7 protein-coding genes are annotated in these 5,742 nt (G+C 70.9%); 5 read left to right on the forward strand and 2 right to left on the reverse strand.

All coding sequences use genetic code 11. The features are described 5' to 3' along the window. The 5 genes from WA805_RS29875 to WA805_RS29895 all read left to right on the forward strand — a co-directional run. The coding region (locus tag WA805_RS29875) for an alpha/beta fold hydrolase (protein ID WP_425243995.1) at positions 1 to 699 on the forward strand (699 nt) is incomplete at its 5' end. Between the two features lie 15 nt (positions 700 to 714). After that, positions 715 to 1,119 carry a VOC family protein gene (locus tag WA805_RS29880; protein ID WP_422276214.1) on the forward strand — a complete coding sequence of 135 codons (405 nt, stop codon included), beginning with the start codon at positions 715 to 717 and terminating at the stop codon, positions 1,117 to 1,119. A 156-nt stretch (positions 1,120 to 1,275) separates the two neighbouring features. Further along, positions 1,276 to 2,223, forward strand: a complete 948-nt coding sequence (locus WA805_RS29885) for an ABC transporter substrate-binding protein (protein ID WP_422327409.1) — start codon at positions 1,276 to 1,278, stop codon at positions 2,221 to 2,223. A 30-nt stretch (positions 2,224 to 2,253) separates the two neighbouring features. After that, positions 2,254 to 3,228 carry a lysylphosphatidylglycerol synthase transmembrane domain-containing protein gene (locus WA805_RS29890; protein ID WP_422288649.1) on the forward strand — a complete coding sequence of 325 codons (975 nt, stop codon included), beginning with the start codon at positions 2,254 to 2,256 and terminating at the stop codon, positions 3,226 to 3,228. Then, positions 3,225 to 4,643 (forward strand): MFS transporter, encoded by a 1,419-nt coding sequence (locus WA805_RS29895; RefSeq protein ID WP_422276208.1) that lies wholly within the window; start codon positions 3,225 to 3,227, stop codon positions 4,641 to 4,643. Before WA805_RS29890 ends, WA805_RS29895 begins: the two co-directional genes overlap by 4 nt. Before the next feature lie 186 nt (positions 4,644 to 4,829). Here the strand turns inward: WA805_RS29895 and WA805_RS29900 are convergent, their stop codons facing one another. Next, the gene (locus WA805_RS29900) at positions 4,830 to 5,171 is read right to left on the reverse strand and encodes a hypothetical protein (RefSeq protein WP_422324345.1); all 342 of its coding nucleotides are present in this window, start codon (positions 5,169 to 5,171) and stop codon (positions 4,830 to 4,832) included. Between the two features lie 173 nt (positions 5,172 to 5,344). Further along, positions 5,345 to 5,742, reverse strand: a 398-nt coding sequence (locus WA805_RS29905) for a hypothetical protein (protein WP_425243996.1), incomplete at its 5' end; no start/stop codon positions are given.

Raw genomic sequence — 5,742 nt, forward strand, 5'->3', positions numbered from 1 at the left:
GCCCTCACCCGGCGCCCGTTCGACGCCGGTGCGCTCGCCGCCGAGGTCTCGCCGGTCGCTGGCGTCGACCTCGACCAGGCCGGCGACCTGCTCGTCGCGCAGGTAAAGCAGCTTGGCGCCGGCGCCCCGGTGACGGTGGTCGCGCACAGCATGGGCGGCGCCGTCCTGACGCGGGCCGGGCAGCTGGCCCCGGAGCTGATCGCGCACGCCGTCTATCTCGCCGCCTTCATGCCCGCCTCCGGCGTGCCCTCGGCCGCCTACCCGAGGATGCCGGAGAACGAGGGCAGCCGGGTGGGGGCGCTGCGGGTGGGGGACGCGCGCGCGACCGGGGCGCTGCGCCTGGACGTCGCGTCGCCGGACCCGGCGTACCGGGAGGCCGTGCGCGAGACGTTCTACGGCGACGTCGATCCGGTGACCGCCGACGCGGCGATCGCGCTGCTGACCCCGGACGCTCCCGTGGGCATCAGCGCGGGCGTGACCGCGCTCACCGCGGACGGCTGGGGCTCGATTCCGCGCACCTACGTGGTGTGCACTGGGGATACCACGATCCCCCCGGCCCTGCAGCGCAAGTTCATCGCCGACGCGGACGCCGCGTTCCCCGCCAATCCGACGGCCGTGCGCGAACTCGAGGCGGCCCACTCCCCCTTCCTGTCGATGCCCGATCAGGTCGCCGGCATCGTGCTTGATGTCCTTTCCTGACATACGCTCCGATGCGTGCTGGTAGACAAGATCGCGATCGTGGTCGACGACTACGACCAGGCCATCAGGTTCTTCACCGAGGCGCTGGGGTTCGACTTGGCGGAGGACTCGCCCGCGCTGACGACGGAGGGCGGCCGGCCGAAGCGCTGGGTCGTCGTCAGGCCGCCTGGCGCCGAGACGGGCATCCTGCTGGCCCGTGCGGACGGCGAGCGCCAGGCCGCGGCCGTCGGTAACCAGGTCGCCGGGCGCGTCGGCTTTTTCCTGCAGGTCGAGGACTTCGACGCCGCGTACCGGCGGATGACGGCGGCCGGCGTGAAGTTCGTCACCGAGCCGCGCGACGAACCGTACGGCCGGGTGACCGTCTTCCTCGACATCTCCGGCAATCGCTGGGACCTCATAGGTCCCGTGGCGTCTCATTGATTAATAACGATCACCGTTTCCCGGAAACAGGCAAACGGCGATTCGCGTTCGATTTACGCTTCCAGCAGCCGGGGGCCCGGCTTTGGAAGGACAACGCCAATGCACGTACGGATGAGCGTACGCATGCGCGTTCTGGCGCCAATCACGGCAATACTGATGCTCGCCCTCGCCGGTTGCAGCGGCGCATTGGGGGGAACGAGTTCCGCCGCAAGCGGCGGACTGGAGAAAACCACGCTGAACGTCGCGGTCGTGCCAGCGGTCGACTCCGCCGGATTCTTCGTCGCCCTGCACGAGGGACTGTTCAAGCGACAGGGGCTGACGATCAACTACACGCCCGCCACCAGCAGCGACACGGTGATCAACCAGCAGGTGGCCGGGAAATACGACATCACCGGCGGGAACTACGTCTCCTATATCCAGCATTACGTGCAAGATCACCAGCAGCTGGAGATTGTCGCCGAAGGTTCGGTGATGCAGCAGGGCAGCCAGGCCATCTACACGCTGCCCACCTCGAAGATCAAGAACCTGGCGGAGCTTAAAGGTCAGGTGCTCGGGATCAACGCCCCGCACAACATCAACTACCTGCTCGCCGCGTCCGTCCTCACGGAGAACGGCGTCACCCCGGGCAACGTGCAATTCCCGGCTCAGCCGATTCCGTTCCCCATCATGGCCCAGCAGCTGGCCGCCGGGAAGATCGCCGCGGCGGCGATGCCGGAGCCGTTCGCGACGGCGGCCGAGCAGCAGTACGGCGCGGTCAAGCTCGCCGACCTGAACCAGGGCGCCACCGAGGAGTTCCCCATCCAGGGGTACGTCGCCACCAGGGCCTGGGCGGCAGCCAACCCGAACACCCTGAAGGCGTTCGTGACCGCCCTCGAGCAGGGCCAGGAGATCGCCGACACCAGCCGGCCCGCCGTCGAGCAGGCGATGGAGTCGCTGAACGGCCCGATGAACGGCCAGATTCCGCCGATCGTCGCGGCGGTCATGGCGCTGAACAACTACCCGATCGGCATCGACAAGGCCCGGCTGCAGCGCGTCGCCGACGAGATGTTCCAGTTCGGGCTGCTGCACACCCGGTTCGACATCGGCCAGTTGCTTGGCCCTTAGCAACCATTTCACCCCGGCGATAATGGTGGGGTGGTTGAAGAGGTCAGCGACGAGGCGGAGGTTCGCCAGAGCTCCTCTTCCCTCCTCTCCGCAGCGGCCTCGTTCCGCCGCCCCGCGCTCACCGTGGCGGTGCTCGGGGCGGCGGCCGTCATCGTGGTGGTCGCCAGGCACACACTGGCGGAATCGCTGCACGTGCTCGCCGCCGCGAGCCCGGGCTGGCTGCTGCTCGCGCTCGCGGCCGAGGCGGTGTCGCTGACCGCGTTCGGCATGAGCCGGAGGCTGCTGCTGCGGGTCAACGGGCACCGGATCGGGCTGGGGCCGGTCATGGCGATCACGTACGCGGCGCACGCCCTGGGCCTGTCCGTCCCGTTCGCCGGCGCCGAACTCGACGTCGTCTACTCCTACCGGCAGTTCCGCCGGGCCGGCCTGGACGCGGCGACGACGAGCTGGTCGATGGCGGTGTCGTGGATCTGCTCCACGGCGAGCCTGGCGCTGCTGCTGGTGGCCGGCGCGATGCGGTTCGACCGGATGCGGGCGCTGCTGCGGTCGCTGCTGGAGCGGCTGGCCGCGCTGAGCAAGCGGGCGTCCGGCAAGCCGGAGGACGGCGAGGCCGGAGTCGACAGGTTCCTCGACGAGGTGTCGAGCCGGCGGCTGTCGCTGCCCGGTTACGGGCGGGTGTTCGGCCTGGCGCTAGCGAACTGGGCCTTCGACGGCGCGGTGCTGGCGCTGTCGATCCGCGCGATGGGACAGCCTGTTCCCTGGGATGACCTGCTGCTCGTCTACGGGGCGGGCGCGGCGGTCGCGTCGACCGGCCTGACACCGGGCGGGTTCGCGCTCGTCGAGCTGGCGATGACCGCGGCGCTCACCGCCTCAGGGCTGCACTCGTCCGCCGCGCTCGCGGCCGTGGTCGCGTACCGGTTCATCAGCTTCTGGCTCGTCCTGCTCGGCGGCTGGGTCGCGTTCATCGTGCTCGCGCACCCGCTACGAAGGAGATGGGGCCGGTGATCGACGCGACGCACCGCAACACCGCCCTGCTCGTCGCCGGCTGCTTCTTCATGGAAATGCTGGACGGGACGATCGTCACCACGGCGGCGCCGCAGATCGGCCGGTCGCTCGGCGCGCCGCCGGCGGCGATCGGGCTGGTCGTCACCGCCTACCTGCTGACGCTCGCGGTGCTGATCCCGCTGTCCGGCTGGCTGACCCGGCGGCTGGGCAACCGGGTGATCTTCCTCACCGCGATCGCGCTGTTCACCCTCGCCTCGATCGGCTGCGCGGCGAGCGTGAGCCTCGGCATGCTCGTCGGGATGCGGGTGCTGCAGGGCGCGGGCGGCGCGATGATGGTGCCGGTCGGCCGGACGATGGTGATCTCGCGGGCGGCCAAAGAGGACCTGCTGCGGGTCACGTCCTACGTCGTGTGGCCGGGGCTGCTCGCCCCGGTGATCGCGCCGCTGGCCGGAGGGCTGATCACCACGTACGCGTCGTGGCACTGGATGTTCCTGATCAACGTGCCGCTCGGCGTGATCGCGTTCTGCGCGGCGTGGCGGCTGGTGACGGACGGCCCGGACAGCGCCGCCAGCGGCGCTCCCCCGCCGCTGGACTGGGCCGGCGTGGTGCTGACCTGCCTCGGTCTCGGCGGGCTGACCTACGGCGCGCACCTGGTCGCGCTGCCCGCGCCGCCGGCGCTGCTGACCGCGGTGCTCCTCACCGGGTCGGTGGCGCTGCTGACCGCCGCGGCCCTGCACCTGCGGCGGACCGCGTTTCCGCTGCTCAACCTCCGGACGCTGGGCGTGCCCACGTTCCGGGTGACGCAGGCCGGCGTCATCGCGTACTGGCTCGTCTGCGGCGCGGTGCCGTTCCTGCTGCCGCTGATGTTCCAGACCCAGTTCGGCTGGTCGCCGGTGAAGTCGGGCGCGGTCACCGCGTTCGTGTTCGCGGGCAACGTCGCGATCAAGCCGGCGACCACGCCGCTGATCAACCGGTTCGGGTTCCGCGCGGTGCTGCTCGCCGCCACCGCGGGGACCACGGTGGCCGTCGCCGTGCTCGGGTTCACCTCCGCCGCCACGCCGATCGCGGTGATCGCCGGGCTGGCCCTGATCAGCGGCGTCACCCGGTCGGTCGGGTTCACCGTGTACAGCACAGTCGGGCTGGCCGACATGCCGCCCGAGCTGATGCGCGACGCGAACACGCTGGCCGCGACCAGCACCCAGCTCGCCGGGGGCCTGGCGATCGCGGTCGCCACGGTGGCGCTGCGCATCGGCGGCGCCTTCGGGGCGGGCCTGACGGCCTACACGGTCGCGTTCTGCCTGCTGGCCCTCATCGCGGCCGGCACCGCCGCCGAGGCACTGCGCATGGACCGCACGGCCGGCGACGCCGCCCGCCGCCAGCCCACTCCCGCCCCCGCAACCGCCACCCGCGACTGACGCAGGCAGCGTCCCGCAGCCGCGCCTCTCTCCCTGCGAGCGTCACGCATGACCTCATTCATCTTCGTATCGGTTCTGGTCCTTTTCGCGCCCAATTTGTCCGGTTCTAGGGGCGCAAAGTGATACGAAGATGGCGCCCGCGGGCATCATCGTCGCACTGGCCGAGCAGCTCAGCTGACGGCCGCGCTAGCCGTTTTCCGCGGGGACGGCGCGGCCGGCCAGGATGATCGCGGCGACTTCGGCGGCGAGCGCCACGCACATCACCGCGGGCAGCAGCGTCACCCGCATCGACGCCGCCCAGTTCGCCGCGGCCCGGCTGAGGGTGAGCCAGGCGAGCACCGCGAACACCACTGCCCCCGCCGCCAGCCAGGCCGCCAGCCCAGTGCGCTTGGACAGCCAGAGGCTGTATTCGGGACTCCCGGCGTGCAGCGGGACCCGCGCGTCACCGGGCAGCCGGATGGCCGCGTACCAGGTCGCGATGACCATCCCCGTCAGCAGCAGGCCGCCGACGGCCAGCGAGGCGATCATTCGCCCACGCTATCGTCCGGCCGCGCTCCCGGCCCGAAGGATCCGCGACTCGTAAGGTTGTATTTCCCCCACCTGAAACACGCGGCGCTGCGGTTACTGATCAATGCGGACTAGGGCCTAGTCCACACGGGCTAAACACAGCCGAATTCCGGAAAATGATCAGTACCCGCGCCCTAGCCTTGCGCGATGCGAATCAAGTCAAGCGGGGGGGCCGCCGTGGCAGCGGCGGCGGCGCTTGCCGTCCTTTTCATCGCCGGTGGCTCCGCTGCGGCCATCCATGTTGTCTCATCCGGATTCAGCGCGGCACCCGCGCCGACCGCACAGCCGGCCCGCGTCGGCACGGTCGCTACCGCGACCGTCCCGGCCACCCAGGGCGGGACCGCCGGAGCCGGGACGGCCACCGCCCCGGCTGGCACCCCAGCCCCGTCGAGCACAGCCCCGTTGAGCACAGCCCCGTCGAGCACGAAGACCTCCAGCGCGACGCCGGCACAATCCGGCACGCCGACACAATCCGGCACGCCGACGCAATCCGGCACGTCGACGCAATCCGGCACGCTGACGCCGTCTGGTG

Origin of the sequence: Trebonia sp., assembly GCF_049794275.1 — a bacterium.
Classification (GTDB): domain Bacteria; phylum Actinomycetota; class Actinomycetes; order Streptosporangiales; family Streptosporangiaceae; genus Trebonia.